The 24,699-nt window shown below is 36.8% G+C and carries 22 protein-coding genes and 2 tRNA genes; 15 read left to right on the forward strand and 9 right to left on the reverse strand.

Going from position 1 to position 24,699, the window contains the following annotated elements:
* The first annotated feature begins 3 nt into the window (after positions 1-3).
* The 6 genes from ccoN (at position 4) to ACFFU9_RS12140 (ending at position 6,058) form a co-directional block, all read left to right on the forward strand.
* Positions 4-2,196, forward strand: coding sequence for a cytochrome-c oxidase, cbb3-type subunit I (ccoN, locus tag ACFFU9_RS12115; RefSeq protein WP_379861718.1), 2,193 nt, complete (start codon positions 4-6; stop codon positions 2,194-2,196).
* A gap of 19 nt (positions 2,197-2,215) precedes the next feature.
* Positions 2,216-2,401 (forward strand): CcoQ/FixQ family Cbb3-type cytochrome c oxidase assembly chaperone, encoded by a 186-nt coding sequence (locus tag ACFFU9_RS12120; RefSeq protein WP_379861719.1) that lies wholly within the window; start codon positions 2,216-2,218, stop codon positions 2,399-2,401.
* Positions 2,398-3,282 carry a cbb3-type cytochrome c oxidase N-terminal domain-containing protein gene (locus ACFFU9_RS12125; protein ID WP_379861720.1) on the forward strand — a complete coding sequence of 295 codons (885 nt, stop codon included), beginning with the start codon at positions 2,398-2,400 and terminating at the stop codon, positions 3,280-3,282. Before ACFFU9_RS12120 ends, ACFFU9_RS12125 begins: the two co-directional genes overlap by 4 nt.
* A gap of 40 nt (positions 3,283-3,322) precedes the next feature.
* Positions 3,323-4,747, forward strand: coding sequence for a cytochrome c oxidase accessory protein CcoG (ccoG, locus tag ACFFU9_RS12130; protein WP_379861721.1), 1,425 nt, complete (start codon positions 3,323-3,325; stop codon positions 4,745-4,747).
* Between the two features lie 161 nt (positions 4,748-4,908).
* Positions 4,909-5,355: a FixH family protein gene (locus ACFFU9_RS12135; RefSeq protein ID WP_379861722.1), complete on the forward strand. Its 447-nt coding sequence runs from the start codon at positions 4,909-4,911 to the stop codon at positions 5,353-5,355.
* A 1-nt stretch (position 5,356) separates the two neighbouring features.
* On the forward strand, positions 5,357-6,058 hold the full coding sequence (locus tag ACFFU9_RS12140; RefSeq protein ID WP_379861723.1) for a sulfite exporter TauE/SafE family protein: 702 nt from the start codon (positions 5,357-5,359) through the stop codon (positions 6,056-6,058).
* A 67-nt stretch (positions 6,059-6,125) separates the two neighbouring features.
* On the opposite strand, the gene ACFFU9_RS12145 is transcribed toward ACFFU9_RS12140, so the two are convergent.
* On the reverse strand, positions 6,126-6,959 hold the full coding sequence (locus tag ACFFU9_RS12145; protein WP_379861724.1) for a universal stress protein: 834 nt from the start codon (positions 6,957-6,959) through the stop codon (positions 6,126-6,128).
* A gap of 14 nt (positions 6,960-6,973) precedes the next feature.
* Positions 6,974-8,338 (reverse strand): oxygen-independent coproporphyrinogen III oxidase, encoded by a 1,365-nt coding sequence (gene hemN / locus ACFFU9_RS12150; RefSeq protein ID WP_379861725.1) that lies wholly within the window; start codon positions 8,336-8,338, stop codon positions 6,974-6,976.
* A gap of 220 nt (positions 8,339-8,558) precedes the next feature.
* On the opposite strand from hemN, the gene ACFFU9_RS12155 reads away from it, so the two are divergent.
* Positions 8,559-9,128, forward strand: a complete 570-nt coding sequence (locus tag ACFFU9_RS12155) for a superoxide dismutase family protein (RefSeq protein ID WP_379861726.1) — start codon at positions 8,559-8,561, stop codon at positions 9,126-9,128.
* A 536-nt stretch (positions 9,129-9,664) separates the two neighbouring features.
* Positions 9,665-10,396, forward strand: a complete 732-nt coding sequence (locus tag ACFFU9_RS12160; protein WP_379861727.1) for a YoaK family protein — start codon at positions 9,665-9,667, stop codon at positions 10,394-10,396.
* Between the two features lie 137 nt (positions 10,397-10,533).
* Here ACFFU9_RS12160 and ACFFU9_RS12165 read toward each other — a convergent pair whose 3' ends face one another.
* From ACFFU9_RS12165 to ACFFU9_RS12185, 5 genes are all read right to left on the reverse strand, one after another.
* Entirely contained in the window at positions 10,534-11,457 is a 924-nt protein-coding gene (locus ACFFU9_RS12165; RefSeq protein WP_379861728.1) for a mechanosensitive ion channel family protein, read from the reverse strand.
* A 377-nt stretch (positions 11,458-11,834) separates the two neighbouring features.
* Positions 11,835-13,499 (reverse strand): pyruvate dehydrogenase complex dihydrolipoamide acetyltransferase, encoded by a 1,665-nt coding sequence (locus tag ACFFU9_RS12170; protein ID WP_379861729.1) that lies wholly within the window; start codon positions 13,497-13,499, stop codon positions 11,835-11,837.
* A gap of 3 nt (positions 13,500-13,502) precedes the next feature.
* Positions 13,503-14,501, reverse strand: a complete 999-nt coding sequence (gene pdhA, locus ACFFU9_RS12175) for a pyruvate dehydrogenase (acetyl-transferring) E1 component subunit alpha (RefSeq protein ID WP_379861730.1) — start codon at positions 14,499-14,501, stop codon at positions 13,503-13,505.
* A gap of 93 nt (positions 14,502-14,594) precedes the next feature.
* The gene (gene cdd, locus ACFFU9_RS12180; RefSeq protein WP_379861732.1) at positions 14,595-15,077 is read right to left on the reverse strand and encodes a cytidine deaminase; all 483 of its coding nucleotides are present in this window, start codon (positions 15,075-15,077) and stop codon (positions 14,595-14,597) included.
* Positions 15,078-15,185: 108 nt separating this feature from the next.
* The gene (locus ACFFU9_RS12185) at positions 15,186-16,328 is read right to left on the reverse strand and encodes an acyl-CoA dehydrogenase (RefSeq protein ID WP_379861733.1); all 1,143 of its coding nucleotides are present in this window, start codon (positions 16,326-16,328) and stop codon (positions 15,186-15,188) included.
* An 84-nt stretch (positions 16,329-16,412) separates the two neighbouring features.
* Here ACFFU9_RS12185 and ACFFU9_RS12190 point away from each other — a divergent pair, with 84 nt between their 5' ends.
* The 7 genes from ACFFU9_RS12190 (at position 16,413) to ACFFU9_RS12220 (ending at position 21,355) form a co-directional block, all read left to right on the forward strand.
* Positions 16,413-17,477 carry an anhydro-N-acetylmuramic acid kinase gene (locus ACFFU9_RS12190; protein ID WP_379861734.1) on the forward strand — a complete coding sequence of 355 codons (1,065 nt, stop codon included), beginning with the start codon at positions 16,413-16,415 and terminating at the stop codon, positions 17,475-17,477.
* A gap of 187 nt (positions 17,478-17,664) precedes the next feature.
* Positions 17,665-18,366 (forward strand): MotA/TolQ/ExbB proton channel family protein, encoded by a 702-nt coding sequence (locus tag ACFFU9_RS12195; RefSeq protein ID WP_379861735.1) that lies wholly within the window; start codon positions 17,665-17,667, stop codon positions 18,364-18,366.
* A gap of 1 nt (position 18,367) precedes the next feature.
* On the forward strand, positions 18,368-18,763 hold the full coding sequence (locus tag ACFFU9_RS12200; RefSeq protein WP_379861736.1) for an ExbD/TolR family protein: 396 nt from the start codon (positions 18,368-18,370) through the stop codon (positions 18,761-18,763).
* A gap of 19 nt (positions 18,764-18,782) precedes the next feature.
* The gene (locus tag ACFFU9_RS12205) at positions 18,783-19,631 is read left to right on the forward strand and encodes an energy transducer TonB (protein ID WP_379861737.1); all 849 of its coding nucleotides are present in this window, start codon (positions 18,783-18,785) and stop codon (positions 19,629-19,631) included.
* Positions 19,632-19,634: 3 nt separating this feature from the next.
* On the forward strand, positions 19,635-20,855 hold the full coding sequence (locus ACFFU9_RS12210) for a bifunctional folylpolyglutamate synthase/dihydrofolate synthase (RefSeq protein ID WP_379861738.1): 1,221 nt from the start codon (positions 19,635-19,637) through the stop codon (positions 20,853-20,855).
* A 142-nt stretch (positions 20,856-20,997) separates the two neighbouring features.
* Positions 20,998-21,072 (forward strand) — tRNA-Val (locus ACFFU9_RS12215).
* Positions 21,073-21,280: 208 nt separating this feature from the next.
* A tRNA-Val gene (locus ACFFU9_RS12220) sits at positions 21,281-21,355 on the forward strand.
* Positions 21,356-21,408: 53 nt separating this feature from the next.
* On the opposite strand, the gene ACFFU9_RS12225 is transcribed toward ACFFU9_RS12220, so the two are convergent.
* Positions 21,409-22,398 (reverse strand): DNA topoisomerase IB, encoded by a 990-nt coding sequence (locus ACFFU9_RS12225; RefSeq protein WP_379861739.1) that lies wholly within the window; start codon positions 22,396-22,398, stop codon positions 21,409-21,411.
* 160 nt (positions 22,399-22,558) lie between these two features.
* Complete coding sequence (locus tag ACFFU9_RS12230; protein WP_379861741.1) at positions 22,559-24,691, reverse strand: catalase; 2,133 nt, start codon at positions 24,689-24,691, stop codon at positions 22,559-22,561.
* Positions 24,692-24,699 lie beyond the last annotated feature (8 nt).

Consider the following 24,699-nt stretch of genomic DNA (forward strand, 5'->3'; position numbering starts at 1 on the left):
ACTATGGAAATGCAACAATTTCATTACGATAATAAGATTGTAAAAAACTTTATTTATGCCACTATGTTTTGGGGCGTTGTGGGTATGTTGGTTGGTTTATTGCTAGCTTTATTGTTTTTATTTCCCAATCTTACCGATGGTATCTCATGGCTAAGTTTTGGTAGATTAAGGCCTCTACACACCAACGCTGTTATTTTCGCTTTTGTGGGGAATGCTATTTTTGCAGGGGTATATTACTCTAGCCAGCGTTTACTAAAAGCCAGAATGTCTAGCGATCTACTAAGTAAAATAAACTTTTGGGGATGGCAACTTATTATCGTTGGTGCGGCCATTACACTTCCTTTAGGCTATACCAGTTCTAAAGAATACGCAGAATTAGAATGGCCTTTCGATATTGCCATTGCTGTAGTTTGGGTGGTGTTCGGGTGGAATTTAATAGCTACTATTTTAAAACGTCGCCAACGCCATCTATATGTGGCGCTTTGGTTTTACATTGCCACGTTTGTAACCGTTGCCGTACTTCATATTTTCAATAGCTTAGAACTGCCTGTAAGTGCCTTTAAAAGCTATTCTGTTTATGCAGGTGTTCAAGACGCTTTAGTACAATGGTGGTATGGCCATAATGCTGTAGCCTTCTTTTTAACCACACCTTTTTTAGGCTTAATGTATTATTTTGTTCCTAAAGCAGCCAATAGACCTGTCTATTCATACCGCCTTTCTATTATTCACTTTTGGTCCTTAATCTTTATTTATATTTGGGCAGGACCTCACCATTTACTATACACAGCGTTACCAGAATGGGCTCAAAACTTGGGCGTTGCCTTTTCAATCATGTTGTTAATGCCTTCTTGGGGAGGTATGATAAACGGATTATTAACCCTTCGTGGTGCTTGGGACAAAGTACGAACCGATCCTGTTTTAAAATTTATGGTGGTAGCCATTACGGGGTATGGTATGGCCACTTTTGAAGGGCCTATGCTATCGCTTAAAAGTGTGAATGCCGTAGCACATTATACCGATTGGATTATTGCCCACGTACACGTAGGTGCCTTAGCTTGGAACGGGTTTCTTACTTTCGGAATGATATACTGGTTAATTCCTCGTTTATTTAAAACGAAATTACACTCTATGGCTCTTGCCAATGTACATTTTTGGGTAGGAACCTTAGGTATTATCATGTATGCCTTACCACTATATGTTGCTGGTTTTACTCAATACTCGATGTGGCAACAATTTAATCCAGATGGCACTTTGGTTTATGGAAACTTTTTAGAAACGGTTACAGAAATCATGCCTATGTATGCGATGCGCGCTATTGGAGGCACATTATACTTAACCGGTATGTTGGTTATGGTGTACAACATGATCGCTACTATAAGAAAAGGAAGTAAAGTAGAAGACGAATTGGCTGAAGCTGCTGCGTTAGAGCGAGTATCCAAACATCGTGTTGCAGGAGAAGGCTGGCATAGCTGGTTAGAGCGTAGACCCGTTCAACTAACTATTGGCGCTACTATTGCCATTTTAATAGGCGGGATTGTGCAAATTATTCCCACCATTATGATAGAGTCTAACATTCCTACTATTGCAAGTGTTAAGCCTTACTCTCCGTTAGAGCTAGAAGGACGAGACATTTATATACGAGAAGGTTGCGTGGGTTGCCATTCCCAAATGGTACGTCCGTTTAGACATGAAGTAGAGCGTTATGGTGAATACTCCAAAGCAGGAGAGTATGTTTATGACCATCCATTTTTATGGGGAAGCAAACGTACAGGGCCAGATTTACATAGACTTGGTCAAAAATACTCTGATAACTGGCACTTTAACCACATGTATGATCCTCAGAGCACATCATCAGGCTCCATCATGCCACGTTATCCATGGCTAATTACTGGTAAGAGCAGTGAGTTGGACAAATCTTTGACTGAAAGAAAAATGAGAACGATGGTAAAGCTTGGCGTACCATATACCGATGAAGACATCGCGAACGCACAACAAAGCATGTTAGAACAAGGCTCGCAAATTGAAGAAAACCTACATTCCGATCCTGATTTTGCAGAAACCTATAAAGCAGATAAAGAGTATGCTGCAGAAAACGGCGAAGATTTTATCGAAATGAAAAATAGAGAAATTGTAGCCCTTATTGCTTATTTACAACGTTTAGGTACCGATATAAAAGTAGACACCGCACAACAGTAACCATAAAACAAAACACATTATGTTAAAATATATAAAAGGACATATGGAAACTATAGCGGGGATAGAGATTTACCCTATCATTTCCCTTCTTATATTTTTTCTCTTTTTTGCAGGCCTTTTTTGGTGGGTCTTTACAGCTAAAAAAGAGTATATAAACAAGGTTAGCAATCTGCCATTAGATAACGAAAACGACGATATATCATGATCAATAACATTCCTTCCTGGGTTCGTGTCCCTGTAGCATTCTTTATTATTTTTGGAGCCGTAGAGTTTTTTATAGACTCAGGCGACCTCCCTGCATTTATAGAGCAACCCGCAGTATTGTTGTTCCTCCTGTTGGTGCTTTTAATATTAGTGGCCATAGAGGCTATTGTGGGGGCTTTAGAAAACATCATGCTCCACAAATTAGATGAAGAAGCAAAAGCTCGGTTTTTAGCCGAAAAAGAACATCAATATCAATTTACTTGGCTTAAAACCACATACCGTAAGCTTTTAGGTCAAAAACCTATAGAAAAAGAAGGTGAAATTATTTTAGACCATAATTACGATGGCATTAAAGAATTAGATAATGATTTACCACCATGGTGGTTATATGGCTTTTATGCCTCTATCGTTTTTGCTGCATTATATTTGGTTAAGTATCATATTTTTAACGGTGATAACCAAATGGATGAATTTGAAACAGAATTGGCGGAAGCTAAAATCGCTATAGAAGCCTACAAAAAAACAGCAAAAGATTTAGTAGACATCAATACGGTTACCCTACTTACAGACGCTTCAGATTTAAGTGCTGGAAAAGCGGTTTATGAAACCAATTGTGTGGCATGCCATATGGCAGATGGCGGTGGTGGTATTGGTCCGAATTTAACGGACGACCACTGGATTTTAGACGGCGATATTAAAGGTGTTTTTAACACGATTTCTGAAGGTGGGCGTTCTGGAAAAGGAATGATTGCATGGAAATCACAATTAAAACCGCTTCAAATGGCACAAGTTGCCAGTTATGTTTTAAGTTTACAAGGCACAACACCTGCCAACCCTAAAGCAGCCGAAGGTGATGTTTGGGTAAGCAAGACCGAACAATAAAACATTTTAACTAAAGCATTTAAACAGAAAGACCCAAGTTTTGGAAACGCCAGAAAACGAAATATTTAGAGACTCACTTGGAACGGTTACCGAAGAAGGTAAACGCGCATGGGTTTTTCCTAAAAAACCTAACGGAAAGTTTTACAAGTATCGAAAATGGGTGAGTTATGTTTTATTGGCTTTTTTATTGATTGCGCCTTTTGTCAAGATAAATGGCAATCAGTTTTTAATGTTCAATGTACTTGAAAGGCGTTTTAATATTTTCGGTTTTCCTTTTTGGCCTCAAGACTTTCATTTATTTGTGATATCCATGTTAATCGGCGTGGTGTTTATCACGCTTTTTACTGTTGCTTTTGGTAGAATTTTTTGCGGATGGATTTGTCCGCAAACTATCTTTATGGAAATGGTGTTTCGCAGAATCGAATATTGGATTGAAGGAGACCGCGGTAAACAAATGCGTTTAGCAAGACAACCATGGAATGCTGAAAAAATAAAGAAAAAAGGATTTAAGTTTTTCATATTTGCCGTTATATCTTTTATTATAGCCAATGTGTTTTTAGCATATTTAATTGGAAGCGACCGCCTTATATATTATATCCTTGCAGGGCCTTCAAGCAATTTAAGTACGCTTATTTCCTTGCTCATATTTACAGCTGTATTTTATTTTGTTTTTGCTTGGTTTAGAGAACAGGTCTGTATTATTGCTTGTCCCTACGGAAGGCTCCAAGGCGTATTATTGGATACAAAATCGATAGTTGTAGCTTACGACCATAAACGTGGTGAAGGAGAAAGTGGTAGGAAAAAGTACAGAAAAGATGAAGATAGAGACGCTTTAGGCCATGGCGATTGCATCGATTGTTTTCAGTGTGTAAATGTATGCCCCACCGGTATCGATATTAGAAATGGTACGCAATTAGAATGTATAAACTGTACCGCTTGCATAGACGAATGCGACCATATTATGGAAAGCATTAATCTTCCAAAGGGTTTAATCCGCTATGCTAGTGAAGAGAACATACAAAAGAAAGTTCCTTTTAAACTAACTGCCCGAATTAAAGGGTATATCGCAGTATTAATTATTTTGATAGGTTTATTAACGGGTTTGCTTTTTTTAAGAAACGACCTAGATGCCAACATCTTAAGACTACCTGGACAACTGTATGAACACAAAGACAATAATATTATAAGCAATGTATTTACTTATAAGCTGGTAAACAAAACGACGAAAGACATTGAAGACGTTCACTTTGAGTTAATGTCGCATAAAGGTGACTTAAAATTGGTCGCCACACAAAACAGTTTTGTTGTTCCAAGCCAAGGAATTGCAAAAGGCACTTTATTTGTTGAAATTAATAATGCAGCATTGTCGGGGGATAGAAACAAAATAAGGATTGGTGTTTATTCGGGTGAAACCTTAATTGAAACTACAACTGCGAATTTTTTAGGGCCAAGAAGTTACAAATAAGGTAACGGAGCTTATGATGTAGGGGCGCATTAGGGATTGAGGCCTTGTTGGAGCTCCTTGAAAAGAGCGACTGCCGAAAGCCCGACCCGAGGCACGAAGGGAAATGCCATAAGAACGAACTATTAATTAAAAAAAATTCCTGGAAACACAGGGACAAAGAGATGAAAATAAATTGGGGTACTGGTATTGTATTAGCTTTTGTTGCGTTTATTTCATTTATCATGTATTTCGTAGTGACGATGCTTGTAGATAAAAAATATGAAACGGAATTGGTGGTAGAAGACTATTATGGTCAAGAATTAAAATTTCAAGCGGACCTTGACAAGCTGAACCATGCTAATACATTAACAGAAAACATAAAATACGAAAAAACAACAGAAGGGATACGCTTTACATTCCCTAAAGACTTTGATTATAAAAACATTACAGGAAATGTGTTCCTATATAGACCATCTAACAAACAACTAGACTTTGAAAGTGCTATTTCATTGTCTGATCCATATTTGCTCATACCTGACAAACGTTTGGTAGATGGTCGTTGGAACATTATGATCGACTGGCAATATAAGGGAAATTTTTATCTCTTCAAGCAGTCTATAAACTATTAACATGCTGGCCTCTGCATTTATATTAGGGCTGTTAGGGAGTTTCCACTGCGTGGGCATGTGTGGCCCTATAGCCTTTATGCTGCCTGTAGACCGATCCAATACGCTAAAAAAAATAGCACAAATAGCCATCTACCATTTTGGAAGACTATTATCTTACACCCTGATAGGACTTGTTTTTGGGCTAATAGGGAGAAGTCTTTATCTTTTTGGGTTTCAACAACAACTCTCCATTGCTATAGGAGTTTTAATGATTTTAGTGGTTATTATTCCTCAAAAAACATTTAACCATTATAATTTTTCAAAACCTATCTATAGGTTGGTCTCCAAAATTAAATCTGGCTTAGGAAGTGCTTTAAAGAAGAAAACACTAGACACCTTTTTAACTATTGGGTTTTTAAACGGCTTTCTTCCGTGTGGTCTGGTTTATATGGCTGTGTTTGCTGCCATTGCAGGAGGCAGTGTACTAAACGGCATGGGGTATATGGCTGCTTTTGGATTAGGCACTATTCCCTTAATGACTACAGCTATTTATTTTAGTCATTTTTTAAAAGGTACAGCACGGCAGAAAATCCAAAAAGCGATTCCTGTTTTTGTGGTTTTTATAGGTGCTTTATTTATTCTTCGCGGTTTAGGTTTGGGTATTCCATACCTCTCCCCTGCCCCGGTTTTTGAAATGGTTTCGGGTGATATAGACTGTCACTAAAACACTAAAAAAAAGCTGTTTTATACATTATAAAACAGCCTCTTTACAAAAAAACTTCTATTGTGCTTTATATTTTAAAAGTCATTACAGGCAATGTAGCATGGTTTGCCACATCTTCACCTATACTCCCTTCAAAGAAACGAGCTAAACCTTTTTTGCCATGTGTGGGTATTGCAATCATGTCTGCCCCTATTTTATTGGCTAAATTCAGTATACCATCTTCTACCGTATAATCGGACACATAATGCACATCTTTCATTCTATCTAAACTACGTTCGGCTTTAGTGAAAAAGTTTACTACAGTTTTCTCGATTTCTAAAGAACTCTTAAACCTATCGCTGGGCAAATTCACATTAACGAAAGACATCTTAGCACCAATTTGATCAAAGAGCTTAACAGCTTTTAAATAAGGTTGTATAGCGTTTTCTGAAAAATCTGAAGCAAATACAACCGAATCAAAATTAGAGTCTATTAAATCATTTTTCACGACCAAAACAGGGATATCGGCATGGCGTACCACCCGTTCTGTATTAGAGCCAACAAAAAAACCATTTTCAGCATTTGTGCCTTGAGAGCCCATAACAATTAAATCGGCACCATTTTTTATAGCCACATCATTAACCTCACTAAACACTTTAAAATGTTTAATAATAGGGACTATCATTAATCCGTTCAAATAGTCTTTTGAAAGAAACTCTTTAAATTTCTGTTCTGCCAATTGGAGAAAAAATAGCGTTTTCTGGTTTTGAAGTCCGCCAGAAGCTGTTAACATAATATCAGACATTTCTAACATGTGTAACACCAATAACTCGGCATTGTGGTTTCTTGCCAGTTTTGCTGCTGTTCTTAAAGCAAATTCTGAGTGTTCAGAGAAATCGATTGGGACAATTATTTTTTTCATAATTTTTATTTTAATTAAACAGTCATCGAAAACAATTGGGTATCTGGCTGTTTTCTTTGTAATAATAAATCGAATGCCATACAAACATTTCTAACAAAAGGCTGGCCTTTTGTGGTTACTTCAATAGTGTTTTCACCTAAAATAAGTAAACCATCCTCTTCCATTTCTTTCAACTTCAACAAGACTTCTGGCAATTCTGGAACATACAATTCATCTACAGTCCAAGAAGTCCTAAACTTACACATTAAATTTAAGATATGTTTTCTAATAATCAAATCTTCTTCATTTAAAATGTGGCCTTTATAAACAGGCACTCTATTATCATCTAATATTTTATAATAATTTTCGATTGTTTTTACATTTTGGGCAAAGCCATACCAGCTATCACTAATAGAAGACACCCCCAACCCAATCATAGCCTGTGTTTTCGAGGCTGTATACCCCATAAAGTTTCTATGCAGCTTATCTGTTTGCATCGATTGGTAAAGCGTATCTGTTTCCAAAGCAAAATGATCCATTCCTATTTCATGATAACCCACTTCTGCTAGTAAGCGTTTTCCTAATTCGTATTGTTCTCTTTTTAATTCGGGAGAAGGTAAATCGGAATCCTGAAAACCGCGTTGTCCATTTCCTTTTATCCAGGGCACATGTGCATAGCTGTAGAAAGCCAAGCGGTCTGGCAATAGTTCTTTTGTTTTTAATATGGTTTCTTTTACATGGTCTAAAGTTTGAAAAGGAAGGCCAAAAATAATATCATGCCCAACAGAATTATAGCCTATCTCCCGCGCCGTTTCCGTAGCTCGTTTTACATTTTCGAAGGGCTGAATTCTATGAATCGCCTTTTGAACTACAGCGTTATAATCTTGAACGCCATAACTTACACGATTAAAACCCAAATTGTATAACGCTTGCAAGTGCTCTTGTGTGGTATTATTGGGGTGGCCCTCAAAACTAAATTCATGATTATCGGCACGTGTGGCACCATCAAAAATTCCATCAATTAAACGTTTTAAGTTATCAGGGCTAAAGAACGTGGGGGTTCCACCGCCCAAGTGCAATTCCTTTATTATCGGTTTTTCATCGAACCACTCTAAATACAAACGCCATTCTTTCAAAACAGCTTCAATATATGGCGATTCTACACTGTGTTGTTTCGTTATTCGTTTATTGCAACCACAAAACGTACATAAACTTTCACAAAACGGCAAATGGATATAGAGACTAATACCTTCTTCTGCATTCGTTTCTTTAAAAGATTGAATTAAAGCTCCCTTCCATTTTTCAAAAGAAAAACTTTCTTCATCCCAGTAAGGAACGGTTGGATAACTCGTATAACGAGGTCCCGCAATATTATATTTATGGACTAAAGATTTTAACATACTTAACATTTATAATTCAAAAATAAGGGATTTGGGATTAAAAACATATGACTTTTGTCATTTAACTCACGTACTATTTAATGAAATAAAAACCTATCCGCTCTCTTCTATAAGTTCCATATTTTTTTTTATTTGAATCCATTAAAACAAAAATGAGTAGTAATATTTGTATTTGATTTATGAATACATTAACTTTCAAAAACTAAAAAATCGACATAACATGAAAAAAATAAGTTTAGTAATTATAGCCATGGCAATTACGATGGCCTCTTGTAAAGACAATAAAAAAGAAACCGAGACTATAGATGCGGAAAAAACAGCAGTAGCTGTTGTGGCACCTAAAAAAATTAAAATAGCTTTATCTGCAAAAAGCGATAGTAATGTAAGTGGGCATGTGGTCTTTACCGAAGAGGACGGCAAAGTAACCATGACGGCCATAATAGATGGGCTAGAGCCTGGACAGCACGCAATACACCTTCACGAATCGGCAGATTGTTCTGCTGAAGACGGTACATCGGCGGGAGGACATTGGAACCCAACAGCGCAGCCACACGGTAAATGGGGCGATGCCACAGGCTACCATAAGGGCGATATTGGCAATTTTAATGCCGATGAAAACGGAAATGGCACCATAACTTTTACTACAGACGAGTGGTGTATTGGTTGCGATGACACGACCAAGAATATTTTAAATAAAAGTGTGATTGTTCATGCTGGAACAGACGACTTCACCTCACAACCTTCTGGTGATGCAGGGGCAAGAGTAAGCTGCGCTGGTATTATAAAATAATACGCTTCTTAAACTGAAAAGTGTTTAAAGCTGCTGTAATAGGCAGCTTTTTTGGTTTTATAAAAGATATTGTTACGTTAACGGTATGTTTATAAATACACCTACTTTAGTTTTTAGCTAAAAAAATAAATATCATGAATACAACTGGGTTTAACATAAATATAGCCTCTTTTTTAAAAGAAGTCTATAAGATAACTTCTCGATAGTATGATTTGCTATAGCTTCGTAATAACTTTTCTAAAAACAGAAGTTACTTAAGTTTTCTTATGATGGGATTTTCAAACCTGCACTGTGCTTTATAAAGGTTCCTCTTGCTATCGTTTGTAAAGCAAGAGAATTGCTGAGTAATCTTGCAAAAAAACTATAATAAAGAGAACATTCGTGTATGTTTTACAAAAGCGATTACTAAGAAATTACTAAATTTATACTCTGTAAACCGTCCAAGTTTCATCATAACTTTTAGAGGTCTTACATCAATCTACTATTCATAAATCAGTGTTATATTCTCTTTTAAAAACCAACTAAAATGATTAAAAATGTTTATACATCAAGGTAAAAGCAGAACTTTAAAACATAATTTACGAATCGCCACTATTCTGTCTTTTGTCGCTGGAATTGTAAATGTAACAGGGTTTTTGGCCTTTAAGCAACTTACTACAAATGTTACAGGTCATTTTGCGTTGTTTATTTACGATGTAGCCGATTTTGAATTTTGGAAAGGTACCATTTACTTTCTTTATATATTTTCATTCCTCTTAGGATCATTTTTATCCAGTTTTTTAATTGATAAGTATAGAGAAAACAAACGGTTCAATATTTTTCTTGTGCCCTCTATAATTGAAAGCTTCATTTTAATATCTATTGGCCTTGTAAGCAATTTTATTGTGATGGCATATCCCGACCTTGTTATCAGCCTCTTGCTATTTGCAATGGGGCTTCAGAATTCTTTTGTTACTAAAATCTCAAATGCGATAGTAAGGACGACACATCTCACCGGTCTTTTTACAGATTTAGGAATTGACCTTTCACATTTATATTTTCCTAAACTTCATAAGAATAGAAGGGAACTAAAATCAAATATTAAACTTAGAATTTTTATTATCGCGTTCTTTTTTGCTGGAGGACTCGTTGGCGGTTTCCTATACTCACGATACAACTTAAAATTAAATACCTTGGTTTTTGCAGGTGTATTATTACTGGCTAGTTTGTTTTATGATGATTTAAGATACCGGATAATAAAAACAAAAAGAAGGTACAAAAACTACTAAAAACAGCTGAATATACTATTAAATTAACCAACCGCCCCCCTGTTGCCCAATAGGTTGCTACAGCCTAATTAAATACTAAGATAAAACTCTAGTAAGCGTGTTAGAAAATAAGAAAAACCTCAACATTAGGCCCTTGTTTATCGGCGTGTGCCCTCTGGGAATTTAACTTTATCGGGGGCCTCGTTTAATAATGGTAAAGCATATCTCAAGATACGATTTCGTCTATCTGTAGTGTCTTTTGGCTCTACGGGATAAGAAATTACAGCTTCCATCCAAGCAAAGCTATTGATCCTAAAGTAAACAGAGGGTGCCCATAAATCATTATCGGAAGTAGCGTACTGTGAGTAGCGTTCTTTAAAATCTTTACTGGAAGCTATTAAGAGACATTCTTCCACAAACTGAAGGTCGCTAGTATAAGCAATCTGTATTGGCGTTTCATTCCATATAAATGGCGTTTGAGGGCCTGAATAATTAATAATTTCCTCTCTTAATATCAAACTGTTTGGAAACCTAACCACTCTACCACTAGTTCTGTCGTTCTCGAGATAATCGCCACTACATTCTAAAATAGAAGTATCCAAGTAACTTATTTCTACAACATCTCCGCGAAAACCTTTTATTTGAATACGGTCGCCGACTAAATAAGACCGTCTGAAAACCAAATAAATCCAAGCTATAAAAGATGCTATGGGTGCTTGTAACGCAAAACCCAAAACCAAGGAAATCAATCCAAAGCTAACGGCTGCAGCATAAAGGTTCTGAAACAAAAAAGAAGCGACTACTATAAGACTGAAAACAATGGCTAGAAATCGGGTAATCCGCAATAAATTATAGCGATCGCCTTCCAAATGGGTTTGAGCATTAATAACTTTGGTCATGATTTTACTAATCAGAAAAATTAAAGCAATTAAAAACAAACTGATGCTTAATTTTTTCATAAACGGAATGTACTCTTCCCATGAATCAAAAAACCGCAAATCCAAGAGATAATAAAGAGCCACTAATACGGTTGCTATTATCCCGTACACCGCAATCCATCGTTTATTATTATTTATTTCCATAAGGTTTATTCTATATTAACAAGTGAAAATAGCACTTCTATTTAAATTATTAACCGCTTTTAAACTAAAATCATAGTAGATTTACAAAAAACCATAAGGTTTTAGGGCCATATCAATAATTTAATTAACACATATAAATGATATAACTTTGTGTTTATACAAAGCTATGGAGAGCATATCCATAACAAGTAAAGCAAATAAAAAAATTTATTAAAATAGAACTAGATCAACACAAAAATAAAAATCAGCTTACAGTCTCTAGTACCATCTTGCTTTTTAGATAGCCTAATGTAGGGAAATAAAAAAACACTATTTACATAATAAATAGTGTTTTTTTATATATAATTTCCATTACTTGAATGGAAAAATTTAAATAATTATACCAGCATGGTTACCGGGTTTTCAATATATCCTTTTAAAGTTTGAAGGAATAAAGCCCCTGTGGCACCATCCACTGTTCTATGGTCGCAAGCTAAAGATAATTTCATCGTATTTCCAACCACAATCTGTCCGTTTTTAACTACTGGCTTTTCAACAATATTTCCTACTGAAAGTATCGCTGAATTTGGTTGGTTTATTATGGAGGTAAATGTATCTATACCAAACATACCTAAGTTAGAAACAGTAAACGTACTGCCTTCCATCTCTTGCGGAGTCAATTTCTTATTTTTAGCTTTTCCGGCAAGTTCTCTAACTTCTGCACCTATTTGCTGTAAAGATTGCTCATTGGCAAATTTAACAACAGGCACGACTAAACCATCAGGAACTGCTACTGCAACACCAATGTGTACATGGTTATTTAATCGCATCTTATCTGCAAACCATTGTGAGTTTACTTGAGGGTGTTGTTTTAAAGCTAAAGCACAAGCTTTAACCACAATATCATTATAGGATATTTTAGTATCTGGTACTGTATTGAATTGTGCTCGGAACGCTATCGCATTTTCCATATCAAACTCGACACTTAAATAATAATGCGGTGCAGAGAATTTAGAATTAGTCAATGCTTTTGCAATCGCTTTACGCATTTGCGAGTTTGGAATTTCTTCAAAATCTTCTTGCCCCGTAGGCAAAAACTTTCCAACAGAAGCTGTGGCTCCTGGTGTATAGTTTTCGATATCTCGTTTAACAATACGCCCTTGTTCTCCTGAACCTTGGACTTGTGTTAAATTAATCCCTTTTTCTTCTGCCAATTTCTTTGCAAGTGGCGACACAAATAAGCGTCCATCTGCAGTTGTTGGTGTTGGCGCTGGTGCTTTTGGCTTTTCTTTTTGAGCCGTTCCTGAAGGTGCAGGCGCTGCCTTAGGAGTCTCTTTTTTAGCCTCTGCTTTAGGAGCTTCTTCTTTTTTGGCAGGTGCTTCTTCTGTTGAGAAATTATCAGCAACTCCAGACACATCGGTACCTTCTGGCCCAATAATAGCCAATAAAGCATCTACTTTTGCAGACTCACCTTCTTGTAGACCAATTTCTAATAAAGTTCCAGACTGAAAGGACTCAAACTCCATAGTGGCTTTGTCCGTTTCAATTTCTGCAAGAATATCGCCTTCTTCAACTTTATCACCTACTTTTTTAAGCCAAGTTGCTACTGTTCCTTCTTCCATGGTATCACTTAAGCGTGGCATGGTAACCACGATAACACCTTCTGGAAGTTCTTTTTTATCTGATGTTTTCTCTTCAGTAGTAGCGCTACTTTCAGCATCTTTCGCTTCTGATTTAGACGCCGCTTCTTCTGATCCTGCATCATCTTTATTAGTTTCCTCAGAAGCTTTTCCTCCTCCGTTTATAAGATCAGAGATATCTTCACCCTCATCACCTATAATGGCTAAAAGCTCATCCACTTTAGTGGTTTCCCCTTCTTGAACGCCTATGTGAAGTAAAGTGCCTTCGTTAAAAGACTCAAATTCCATGGTCGCTTTATCCGTTTCAATTTCAGCTAAAATATCACCTTCTTCAATTTTATCTCCTACTTTTTTTAACCAAGCCGCAACGGTACCCTCTTCCATTGTATCGCTTAAACGCGGCATATTTACTACTATAGCCATAGCTTATATTTTATGTTGTATAAATGGATAATCTTTTTGTTCGTACACCGCATCGTACATAACACGTTTCTCTGGATATGGGGATTCATCTGCAAATTTCTCGCATTCTGCCACCAACTCTTTAACACGTTTATCGATTACTTTAATATCTTCTTCAGAAGCGTACTTTTTATCAAGAAGCACCTCTTTTATTTGCGTAATAGGGTCGATTTTCTTGTACTCTTCTACCTCATCTTTCGTTCTATAGTGCTGTGCGTCACTCATAGAGTGCCCTCTATAACGATACGTCTTCAGTTCTAAAAATGTTGGCCCTCCTCCTTTTCTCGCACGTTGTATTGCTTCATCAAAAGCCTCCGCTACTTTTATAGGGTTCATTCCATCTACAGGGCCACAAGGCATATCATAGCCTAAACCAAGTTTCCAGATTTCGGTGTGGTTGGCAGTTCGCTCAACAGACGTGCCCATAGCGTAGCCATTATTTTCACAAACAAATACTACGGGTAATTGCCAAAGCATAGCCAAGTTAAAGGTTTCATGTAAGGAACCTTGTCTTGCAGCACCATCACCAAAGCAACATAAAGTAACGGCATCACTATCGTGATATTTATCACCAAACGCAATACCTGCTCCGAGTGGAATTTGCCCTCCTACGATACCATGACCACCGTAAAAACGGTGCTCTTTGGAAAAAATATGCATAGAACCTCCCAAACCTTGAGATGTTCCAGTGGCCTTTCCAAACAACTCTGCCATAACACGTTTTGGGTCTACCCCCATACCAATAGGTTGGACGTGATTTCGGTAAGCCGTAATCATTTTGTCTTTAGTCAAATCCATAGCATGTAAAGCACCTGCTAAAACAGCTTCTTGACCATTGTATAAATGAAGAAATCCTCTAACTTTTTGTTGTATGTATACTGCAGCTAGTTTGTCTTCAAACTTTCTCCAGAATAACATGTCTTCATACCATTTGAGGTAAACCTCTTTTGTGATTTTTTGCATGGATTATAATTAAATTCTACTTAAGCGAATTACAAAAGTAATACATTGTTGGGTATTGCAAAAACGTAAACTAATTTAATTTAAACTAAAAAGTTATAGTGCCGATTTATCAAACATAAATGGCAATAAATTTTTTAGGGAATCTGACTTTAAAACTTGCCCTGTTTCTCCCATAAAATAAATAGCGATTGGAGACGCTTGTTTCATCTCATACTCTGCAATAGCCTGCCTACAAGCACCACATGGCGGAATGGGCACTGATGATGTTTTAAGTTGTGACCCTCCAACAATAGCCAGTGTTAACATCTTAGCACTTGGATATTGCGACGCCGCATAATATACCGCAGTTCTTTCTGCACATAACCCAGACGGATAAGATGCGTTTTCTTGGTTGCTTCCGGTTATAATTTCGTTATTATCTAATAATAACGCTGCACCCACATTAAATTCGGAATATGGTGCATAGGCATTCTTCCTAGCTTCTATCGCTCTTTGCATTAGCATTAAAACCTCTAAAGGCAAGGCCTCCATGCTATCAAAAATATCTAAAGTGGATTCTATTTTTAAAGATTTCATAAGCAATAGTACCTAATTGTTTTTTGTAAAATAAGAATCATTGTTCTTTTTACTTTGTTTTAATATAAACGTACTGTTTAGGTTTGGTTTAAAAACTTCCAAACACCGTTATACTTTTAAAATACTTCTAGAAATGACTATTTTTTGTATTTCTGACGTCCCTTCATAAATTTGGGTAATTTTAGCGTCACGCATCAAGCGCTCCACATGATACTCTTTCACAAAACCATTTCCTCCAAAAATCTGTACCGCCTCCACCGTATGAACCATAGCCACTTTGGAAGCATATAGCTTTGCCATAGCACTAGACACATCGTAATTAAGATTTTGATCTTTATCCCAAGCTGCTTTCATAACCATATGGCGTGCAGCAGAAATTTCAGTATACATGTCGGCAAGTTTAAAAGCGATAATCTGGTGTTGTGAAATTACTTTTCCAAAAGCCTTCCGCTGGTTGGCGTATTCCAAAGCAAGCTCATAAGCCCCTTGTGCAATCCCTAAAGCTTGTGCCGCAATACCGATACGGCCTCCAGATAAGGTTTTCATAGCAAAACTAAAACCAAAGCCATCTTCGCCTATTCGATTCTCCTTAGGCACCTTAACATCATTAAATTGTAATGTATGGGTATCGCTCCCTCTAATTCCTAATTTATTTTCTTTTGGTCCTACATGAAAACCTTCCATTCCTTTTTCTACAATAAACACATTTATGCCATGCGACCCTTTATCCCTATCGGTTTGGGCAACTACTAAATATACATCGGCCCTCCCTCCGTTTGTTATCCAATTTTTGGTGCCATTAATAAGATAATGGTCACCCTTATCGATAGCTGTCGTTTTTTGAGAGGTAGCATCACTTCCCGCTTCTGGCTCACTCAAACAAAACGCCCCAACAAACTCGCCTGTAGCCAATTTAGTAAGATACTTTTGTTTCTGTGCTTCTGTACCAAAAGCTTCAAGTCCATAACATACCAAAGAATTATTAACGGATACAATTACAGAGGCAGAGGCATCAACTTTAGACAGTTCTTCCATAATAAGGACATAAGACACCGTATCCATACCACTTCCCCCATATTCTGGAGCCACCATGACCCCCATAAAACCAAGCGCAGCCATCTTTTTCACCAATGCCTCTGGAAAGTGCTGCTGCTCATCGCGCTCAATCACCCCAGGCAATAATTCATTTTGTGCAAAATCACGAGCAGCATCTCGAATCATGATGTGCTCTTCTGTAAGATTAAAATCCATAAGCAACGGTAAAGCGTTATGTTAACAATAAATAACACACAATATAGTTTTTTTTATGAAGATATTTTTATTTTTACTTGAAATATGACAAAGCAGAAGTATAAGGTTATAGGGGTAATGTCTGGAACATCTTTGGATGGTATCGATTTGGCATTAGTAAGTTTTAATAAAGATTCAAATTGGACATTTAAGATCAGTCACTCCGAAACCGTTCCTTATGAAAAAGAATGGCGATTAAAACTATCCCGTCTCGTAGATGTTACGCTTTCTGAATTAAAATCTATAGATGATGCATACACCGTTTATCTGGCAAATGTAATTGCAAATTTTATAAAAAAACATAATATTAAAAACTTAGATGCTGTTTGTTCCCATGGCCATACAGCTTTGCACCAACCAGAAAAGAAATACACCTACCAAATTGGAAACAAACCAGGCCTAGCGACCTTAATTAAGCAAACTGTCGTTTGCGATTTCAGGGTTGAAGACGTAGCATTAGGGGGGCAAGGCGCGCCACTAGTTCCTATAGGCGACCAATTGCTCTTTTCCGAATATGATTTTTGCATTAATCTTGGAGGATTTGCAAACCTGTCATTCGACAAGGACAAAACCCGAGTAGCATATGATATTTGCCCAGTAAACCTTGTATTAAACCATTATGCAAACCAACTAAATCTAGATTTTGATGCTGGAGGCACGCTGGCTTCTAAAGGAAAAATCGATAAAAACTTACTTCAGAAACTAAATGCTTTAAGCTTTTACAAAACGCCCCCTCCAAAGTCTTTAGGCCTAGAGTGGGTTCATAAAAACATATTTCCAGTAGTAGATAGCCTAAAGCTCGACACGAATACTGTATTAAGAACCTTTGTAGAACACGTCGCTATACAAATCACTTCCGAAATAAACACCAAGGAAAACGCTTCTGTTTTAGTAACAGGCGGCGGCACTTACAATACGTTTTTAATCTCTAGAATTAAGTCCTTAACAAAAAACACCATATCCATTCCTTCGAACAGCATTATAGAATATAAAGAAGCCCTTATTTTCGGTTTTTTAGGCGTCTTAAAACTTAGAAAAGAAAATAATTGTTTGAAGTCTGTAACAGGCGCAATCCACGATCATAGTTCAGGGCTTGTTTTTCATTATTAAAAGTAGTGGGAAATTAATTTTTTAACCGATTTAGTTTTTATATTTGTTTGTTTTTACCATCAATCTAAGTTAAAAAACGGAATTCAATGATGTGTCTTATTAGACATTTACCTAAGCATCATTTTAATTTTCTATACTTAAGGGACAAAACAAACGTTATACATTTGCAAGAAACTAATTTAAACCTATGTTAAATACATTATTATTTTTAAACCAAGAGACGCCAGAGTTACCCCTTGAAGGAGAACCTGTTGAAAAAACACTATCTATAATTGAGCTTATTAGCAGTGGCGGTGCTGCTGGACAAGTTATTATAGCTATTTTATTTGTATTGCTCGTTGTTGCTATTTACATTTATTTTGAACGCATATTCGCTATAAAGGCAGCCTCTCAAGTTGATGCTAATTTCATGAACCAAATAAAAGATCATGTAAGTAATGGGAAAATAGATTCTGCCCAAATGCTTTGTGCTCAAGTTAATTCGCCAGTTTCTAGACTCATAGGAAAAGGGATTACACGTATTGGCAAGCCTTTAGCAGACATTAATACGGCCATTGAAAATGCTGGGCGTTTAGAAATTTATGGCTTAGAAAAAAACGTAAGCGTTCTGGCTACCATTTCTGGAGCAGGCCCCATGATTGGTTTTTTAGGTACGGTTGTGGGTATGATATTGGCTATATTTGAACTGGCAAATGCCGGTGGAAGCATCCAGATGGATGTTCTGGCAAGTGGATTATATACTGCAATGACAACTACAGTTGCTGGTTTAATTGTAGGTATTGTAGCTTATATTGCATACAACCACCTCGTTGTTAAAACAGACAAGGTTATCTACAAAATGGAAGCCCACTCCCTAGAGTTTTTAGACCACTTAAACGAACCATCTTAATATGAATTTTAGAGGACGAAATAAAGTAACACCAGAATTCAATATGTCGTCTATGACTGATATTGTATTTCTGCTTCTTATCTTTTTTATGATTGCTTCTACTTTGGTTACAACCAATGCTATTGATATTTTATTACCAAAAGCCAGCGGAAAAACGGAGAACCTAAAATCTGTTGCGGTAAGCATTCAAAAAGATTTGACTTATTATATCGATCAAAAACGTGTGGGAGAAAGCGTGCTTGAAAATGAGTTATTAAAAGTCTTGGCATCTAAGGAGAAACCCACCATTGTTTTAAGAGCTGAAAAATCTGTACCTGTTGAAAACGTAGTTAAGGTAATGGATATTGCCAATAGAAATAAATTCAAGGTTATTTTGGCGGTAAAACCTAACAATTAGAAAGACGCATAGGGCACGCATGAGATATTTAGAAACAAAACATGAGAGAGATTCCGCAAAGATAACCACATTAATTATAGTTATCATTGTGCTGTTATTGTTTGTAGTAGGACCTCCATACATGGATCCTCCAGAAGAATATGGCGTGGCAGTTAATTTTGGCACTACCGATTTTGGAAAAGGCGACACACAACCTTTAAAGCCAATAAAGTCGGAACCTCAAAAAGTAGAAACACCTCCACAGCCCGAAGTTTCAAAAGCAGAACCTTCAAAGCCATCTGAGACAAAAGAAGACGTCTTAGCGGCAGATAATGCTGAAGAAATCGCTATTAAAAAACAGAAAGAGGCAGAAAGTAAAGCAAAAGCGATTGCCGATGCCAAAACAAAGGCTGAAGCCGAAAGAATAGCCAAAGAAAAACAAGAACAAGACGAGAAAAAGAAAAAACTCGATGCTTTAATAGGAGGCGTTAGCAAATCTGAAGGCACAGAAACTGGCGGTGAAGGCAACGATAACAAGCAAGGTGATAAAGGGCGCCATCCAGGCGACCCATACGCACCAAGCGACTTCGGTGCTCCTGGCACAGGAAGCGGCGGTGTGGGCTACGGATTGAACGGGAGAGGCTCGCCATCATACAAAACTATAAAACAAGATTGCAACCAGTCGGGAATGGTTATTGTTAAAATTACGGTAAACCAAAATGGTAATGTTATAGAAGCGGTTCCTGGTTCTAAAGGTACGACCAATACAGACCCGTGCTTATTAGAACCTGCTAAAAAAATAGCTTTATCGCACAAATGGCAACCCGACCCCAAAGCCCCTGCAAAACAGTATGGCTTTGTTAAAGTAAACTTTAATTTAGGTCAATAACCCATGGCAACATATCAAGATACTGTTCATTGGATGTTTTCGCAACTCCCCATGTATCAACGAGAAGGAAAATCGGCATTTAAAGAAGATTTATCCAACACCTTAAAATTAGCCCAACACTTAAATTTTCCTGAAAAAAAATTCAAGTCAATTCATGTGGCAGGCACTAATGGAAAAGGCTCCACCAGCCATATGTTAGCCTCTATCTTACAGGAAGCAGGCTATAAAGTTGGACTCTATACATCGCCTCATTTAAAAGACTTTAGAGAACGCATAAAAATCAATGGAAAGGAGATTGAAAAATCTTTTGTTATCGATTTTATAAAAAAAAACGAAACCTTTTTTAAAAAAAACGCACTTTCCTTTTTTGAAATGACCGTTGGAATGGCTTTTGAATACTTTTCTATAAAAGAGATAGACATTGCTATTGTAGAAGTGGGATTAGGCGGAAGATTAGACTCAACCAACATTATAACCCCTGAACTATCTGTAATAACGAATATAGGATTAGACCATACACAGTTCTTAGGCGAAACACTTCAAGCTATTGCTTTTGAAAAAGGAGGTATTATAAAAGACAATATACCGGTAGTAATTGGTGAGACCCAAAAAGAAACCACCTCTGTTTTTAAAGCATTAGCTAAAAAACATAACTCTAAAATAATATTTGCCGATCAAAACGCTGGTGAGCATTTTCCATCCGATTTGATTGGGAGCTACCAAACCAAAAACATACAAACAGTTGTACAGAGCATACAAGAACTTCAGCAAAAAGGGTACCAGATATCGAATGATAATATAAAGCAAGGCCTATTACAAGTCATAAAAAACACAGGATTAAAAGGCCGTTGGCAGGTTTTAAATGAAAACCCTAAAACAGTATGTGATACAGGGCACAATAAAGAAGGGCTTACGTATGTAATGAAACAGCTTTCTGAACAAACCTATAATGCATTACATATTGTTTTTGGAGTTGTAAATGATAAAGATTTAAATAGTATTATAGCCTTATTACCTAAAAATGCGACTTATTATTTCTGTAAGCCCGATATTCCTCGAGGATTAGATGCAGAAAGCTTAAAAAGCTTTTTTAAAGCACACAACCGCCACGGAAACACCTACAAGTCTGTTATTGAGGCCTATAAATCGGCACTAGCTAATGCAGAATCCAATGATTTTATTTTTATTGGCGGCAGTACTTTTGTGGTTGCAGAAATAATTTAAATTTTTATTGAAAAAGCTTTTGCAAATTGAAAATCTAGTTTATATTTGCACACCGATTCGAAGCACACAACGCTTTTTCATTAAAAGCATTAAAACTAAAAATCGGAACGTTCTTGGGCAGCCGAATGCCTTAATAAAATTCGGGCGCATAGCTCAGTTGGTTCAGAGCACTTGGTTTACACCCAAGGGGTCGGGGGTTCGAATCCCTCTGCGCCCACAGAAAGATAAAGCTTCCAGAAATGGAGGCTTTTTTTATGCACTATTCCCAGAAGTTGTGGGTGGAAATTAAATTGTTTTTAATATAAATAAGATACGTTCTAAAGTGTCAACTTTTCTAAATTTAATCCCTCATAATAAAAATCAAAGTTTCACTTCAAGATTTTTTAATTCGAGAGTTTACTAATATCTTTGCACAAAGATTAAAGGGGTCATTAACTCAGTTGGTTCAGAGTGTCACGTCGACAACGTGGAAGTCACTGGTTCGAATCCAGTATGACCCACTTTTTTTAAAACATTCAAAACACTTTCTGGTTTAAACAAAAAGTGTTTTAAATCATTTCTTTTTTAAGCGGTTTCGAAGCATACACAAAACCCCTATTTCTTCCTTAGATAGGTTTTCTGCTTTCTTTAACAACTTATTTATTTCTTTATCAAAATACCTCAGCGTTCGTCCTTGAGTGTAATCATCAATAACCCTAGGATCTATATAAGAACTTCGGGCTACTGAAGGTGTATTTCCAAGCCGTTCAGAAACACGATTTACAGCCTCCTTAATATTGTTATCTAATGCCTCTTGGTCTTTTTTGTCTACAACACCCAATTCATCTAGGGCAATGGCAGCAATCATAGTTCCCGCCCAAGTTCTAAAATCTTTTGCTGAAAACTCATCCCCCATAACTTCATGAATATAAGCATTCAAATCGTCACTTTTAACATCGACGATATGGTTATCTTCATCTAGGTACTTAAAAACCTCATACCCGCTCATATCATCGATTTCTTTAACAATTTTAGCTAATTTTTTATTTACAATATTTTTCTTTTGATCTTGTCCAGACTTTCCCTTATATTGAAATAGTATTTCATCACCATTAATCGTTAGGTGTTTGTGTCTTAATGTAGTTAGTCCGTAGGTTGCATTGTCCTTAGAATACGTTTCATTTCCTGGTCTAAAAAAAGCAGATTCCAGTAACCGAAGCATTGTAGCCATTACTTTCTCACGATTCAGCTTGCGCTTTCTTAAATGCTGTCCTGTAACACGTCTCATGTGCTCCAATTGATCTGCAAAATGAACAATTCGATCAAACTTTTTAGAATTTTGCCTTTTTACATGGTTTGGGTGATATATATATTGTTTACGCTCTTTATCATCTCGTCCTGTTACTAAAAGATCCGCATTACGGTTTTCGTTTATCTCCACACAGGTCCAAGCTGGCGGGATAACAAGTGAGTTTATCCAGTCGCGGGTGTCTTTATTTTTTATAACTTCACCATTCTCATCCTGATATGTAAAGCCTTTTCCTTTCTTTTTCCTGTAATACATTTGCGGATTTTATTTTAAAATTAAATGACCCACTGTACGTCGCTATAAAATATTTTATAGAATTCCACATTCATAAACAAAGAATCTTATTAAGTCTCACCCTATTTCTATCTTCTTTTTAGAGAGCGATTCGAACCTTTACTTTTCTCTTAACGGAGCGTTAAGCCGGAACTTTAGAAGCCGTTTCCATTCTATCCCAATGGCGATGTTTTGCGATTGCATCTCTAAACGCTTCCGGCTTAGCATTTATAAAAACAGCTTTATCCGCTTTATAATCTTTCACGAATGTATCATCTAATAAAATGTCGCCTTCATTATCAACAGCAATGGCCTTACAATGTTTGAAAGCTTCATTTATAAACTTTTTGTACTTGGATACGCCTCTTAACGTTTCAATCGATGCTTTTCCACCAGGAATATAAATAGCATCGTAAAGCACACTTTCTGTAGTCATTATTGCTGCATCAACGTTATGCTCCATATTTTGGTCGCAGTTAATTTTACCACCATGAGGCGCTACAATTTTAAACATCGCTCCCTCTTTTTCTAAAATTGTTTTTATATTTTGATAATCGCTCATGGAAAACCCATCGGCAGCCAAAACTGCTATTTGCCGGGTCGCAATACTATTAAATCTAGTATTCGCCTGACTTAAAGCAGGATCGCTCTCTAAATAGTTTTTCTTCGCAGGGGGTTGGTGTTGCGTAACATCTGCATCTGCACCAATAGCTTGGTTGATAGGTTGATCAATTGTATCTGGAACTCTTAAACCTAATCCTTTAGCCACCTTTTGTGCTAAAGCTGTATCGATTTGGGAAACAGCCCATAACATACGCTCTTTAATATGTGTATAATAACACTTTCCTAATTCAAATATATACGCATCGGCCACATGCTCTTTTTCCCAATTGGCAAGACTTCTATAAAATAGAGCCGGTTGAGAAAAATGGTCATTAAAACTTTCGCTACGCGTCCTTATTTTTTTGGCATCAATACGTTCTTCGTAAGAATGAAATGCACCTTCGGCCATTTTAGACAAGTGCGGACAACCGCCTCCTAAACTGTTTGGAAAATAAGCTGTTTGACCTTTTGGAATATCCATTTGCATATGACCGTCGCGCTGGTTATTATACACTTCGCCAAGAGGACGGTTTATGGGAATTTGATGGAAGTTCGGACTCCCTAATCTAGATAATTGGGTGTCTCTATAAGAAAACAATCGCCCCTGTAATAACGGGTCGTTTGTAAAGTCAATTCCAGGAACTATATGCCCAGGCAAAAAAGCCACCTGCTCTGTTTCTGCAAAAAAGTTTTCTGGATTTCTATTTAAAGTCATTTTTCCTATGATTTCGACAGGAACCATTTTTTCAGGAATTAATTTTGTAGGGTCTAATAAATCAAAATCAAATTTATGTTCGTCTTCTTGGGGCACAACTTGTATTCCAAATTCCCATTCAGGGTAATGTCCTGATTCAATAGCATCCCATAAATCTCGTCTGTGAAAATCTGAGTCTGCACCGTTTATCTTTACAGCCTCATCCCAAGTTACCGAGTGCACTCCCAATTTTGGTTTCCAATGAAATTTTACGAAATGCGACTCCCCCTTATCATTAATCAACCTAAAGGTATGGATTCCAAAACCTTCCATCATTCGAAAGCTACGAGGTATGGCACGATCGCTCATTGCCCAAATTTGATTATGAAGCGTTTCTGTAGTACGCGAAACAAAATCGTAAAAGGTATCATGGGCAGATGCAGCCTGAGGAATATCCTTATTTGGTTCTGGTTTTACAGCATGAACTAAATCTGGAAATTTCATAGCGTCTTGTATAAAAAAAACCGGCATATTGTTTCCTACTAAATCCCAGGTTCCTTCTTCCGTATAAAACTTAACCGCAAAACCACGCACATCTCTTGCCAAATCTGCCGAACCTTTAGACCCTGCTACTGTTGAAAACCGAACAAAAACAGGTGTTTTCCTTTCGGTATCTGTAAATATTCCTGCCTTACTGTATTTTTCTATACTATTATATAGCTCAAAATAACCATGCGCCCCACTACCTCTTGCATGAACGATGCGTTCTGGAATGCGTTCATGATCAAAATGGGTTATTTTTTCTCGAAGCAAAAAGTCTTCTAGGAGCGTTGAACCTCTTTCGCCAGCTTTCAAAGAATTATTGGTGTCGTTTACCTTTAAGCCTTGATTGGTGGTCATTGCTTTATTCTCTGCGTTTTTTTCAAACTGCTTTAAATCTTTAGTTTTTTTATTTTCAGTATTATCATTTTTAGCCATGATATAAT

The organism is Mariniflexile ostreae (assembly GCF_042427585.1).
Classification (GTDB): domain Bacteria; phylum Bacteroidota; class Bacteroidia; order Flavobacteriales; family Flavobacteriaceae; genus Pseudalgibacter; species Pseudalgibacter ostreae.

Bases quoted from the DNA above. Each gene is read 5' to 3' on its own strand.
- ACFFU9_RS12190 (WP_379861734.1), top strand. From the start codon at position 16,413: ATGACAAAGCAGAAGTATAAGGTTATAGGGGTAATGTCTGGAACATCT.
- hemN (WP_379861725.1), bottom strand. From the start codon at position 8,338: ATGTTAAAATCTTTAGTCCATAAATATAATATTGCGGGACCTCGTTAT.
- ACFFU9_RS12135 (WP_379861722.1), top strand. From the start codon at position 4,909: ATGAAAATAAATTGGGGTACTGGTATTGTATTAGCTTTTGTTGCGTTT.
- ACFFU9_RS12120 (WP_379861719.1), top strand. From the start codon at position 2,216: ATGTTAAAATATATAAAAGGACATATGGAAACTATAGCGGGGATAGAG.
- ACFFU9_RS12170 (WP_379861729.1), bottom strand. From the start codon at position 13,499: ATGGCTATAGTAGTAAATATGCCGCGTTTAAGCGATACAATGGAAGAG.
- cdd (WP_379861732.1), bottom strand. From the start codon at position 15,077: ATGAAATCTTTAAAAATAGAATCCACTTTAGATATTTTTGATAGCATG.
- ACFFU9_RS12140 (WP_379861723.1), top strand. From the start codon at position 5,357: ATGCTGGCCTCTGCATTTATATTAGGGCTGTTAGGGAGTTTCCACTGC.
- ACFFU9_RS12125 (WP_379861720.1), top strand. From the start codon at position 2,398: ATGATCAATAACATTCCTTCCTGGGTTCGTGTCCCTGTAGCATTCTTT.
- ACFFU9_RS12225 (WP_379861739.1), bottom strand. From the start codon at position 22,398: ATGTATTACAGGAAAAAGAAAGGAAAAGGCTTTACATATCAGGATGAG.
- ACFFU9_RS12200 (WP_379861736.1), top strand. From the start codon at position 18,368: ATGAATTTTAGAGGACGAAATAAAGTAACACCAGAATTCAATATGTCG.
- ACFFU9_RS12230 (WP_379861741.1), bottom strand. From the start codon at position 24,691: ATGGCTAAAAATGATAATACTGAAAATAAAAAAACTAAAGATTTAAAG.
- ccoN (WP_379861718.1), top strand. From the start codon at position 4: ATGGAAATGCAACAATTTCATTACGATAATAAGATTGTAAAAAACTTT.
- ACFFU9_RS12210 (WP_379861738.1), top strand. From the start codon at position 19,635: ATGGCAACATATCAAGATACTGTTCATTGGATGTTTTCGCAACTCCCC.
- ACFFU9_RS12160 (WP_379861727.1), top strand. From the start codon at position 9,665: ATGTTTATACATCAAGGTAAAAGCAGAACTTTAAAACATAATTTACGA.
- ACFFU9_RS12205 (WP_379861737.1), top strand. From the start codon at position 18,783: ATGAGATATTTAGAAACAAAACATGAGAGAGATTCCGCAAAGATAACC.
- ACFFU9_RS12195 (WP_379861735.1), top strand. From the start codon at position 17,665: ATGTTAAATACATTATTATTTTTAAACCAAGAGACGCCAGAGTTACCC.
- ACFFU9_RS12145 (WP_379861724.1), bottom strand. From the start codon at position 6,959: ATGAAAAAAATAATTGTCCCAATCGATTTCTCTGAACACTCAGAATTT.
- ACFFU9_RS12165 (WP_379861728.1), bottom strand. From the start codon at position 11,457: ATGGAAATAAATAATAATAAACGATGGATTGCGGTGTACGGGATAATA.
- ACFFU9_RS12155 (WP_379861726.1), top strand. From the start codon at position 8,559: ATGAAAAAAATAAGTTTAGTAATTATAGCCATGGCAATTACGATGGCC.
- ACFFU9_RS12185 (WP_379861733.1), bottom strand. From the start codon at position 16,328: ATGGATTTTAATCTTACAGAAGAGCACATCATGATTCGAGATGCTGCT.
- pdhA (WP_379861730.1), bottom strand. From the start codon at position 14,501: ATGCAAAAAATCACAAAAGAGGTTTACCTCAAATGGTATGAAGACATG.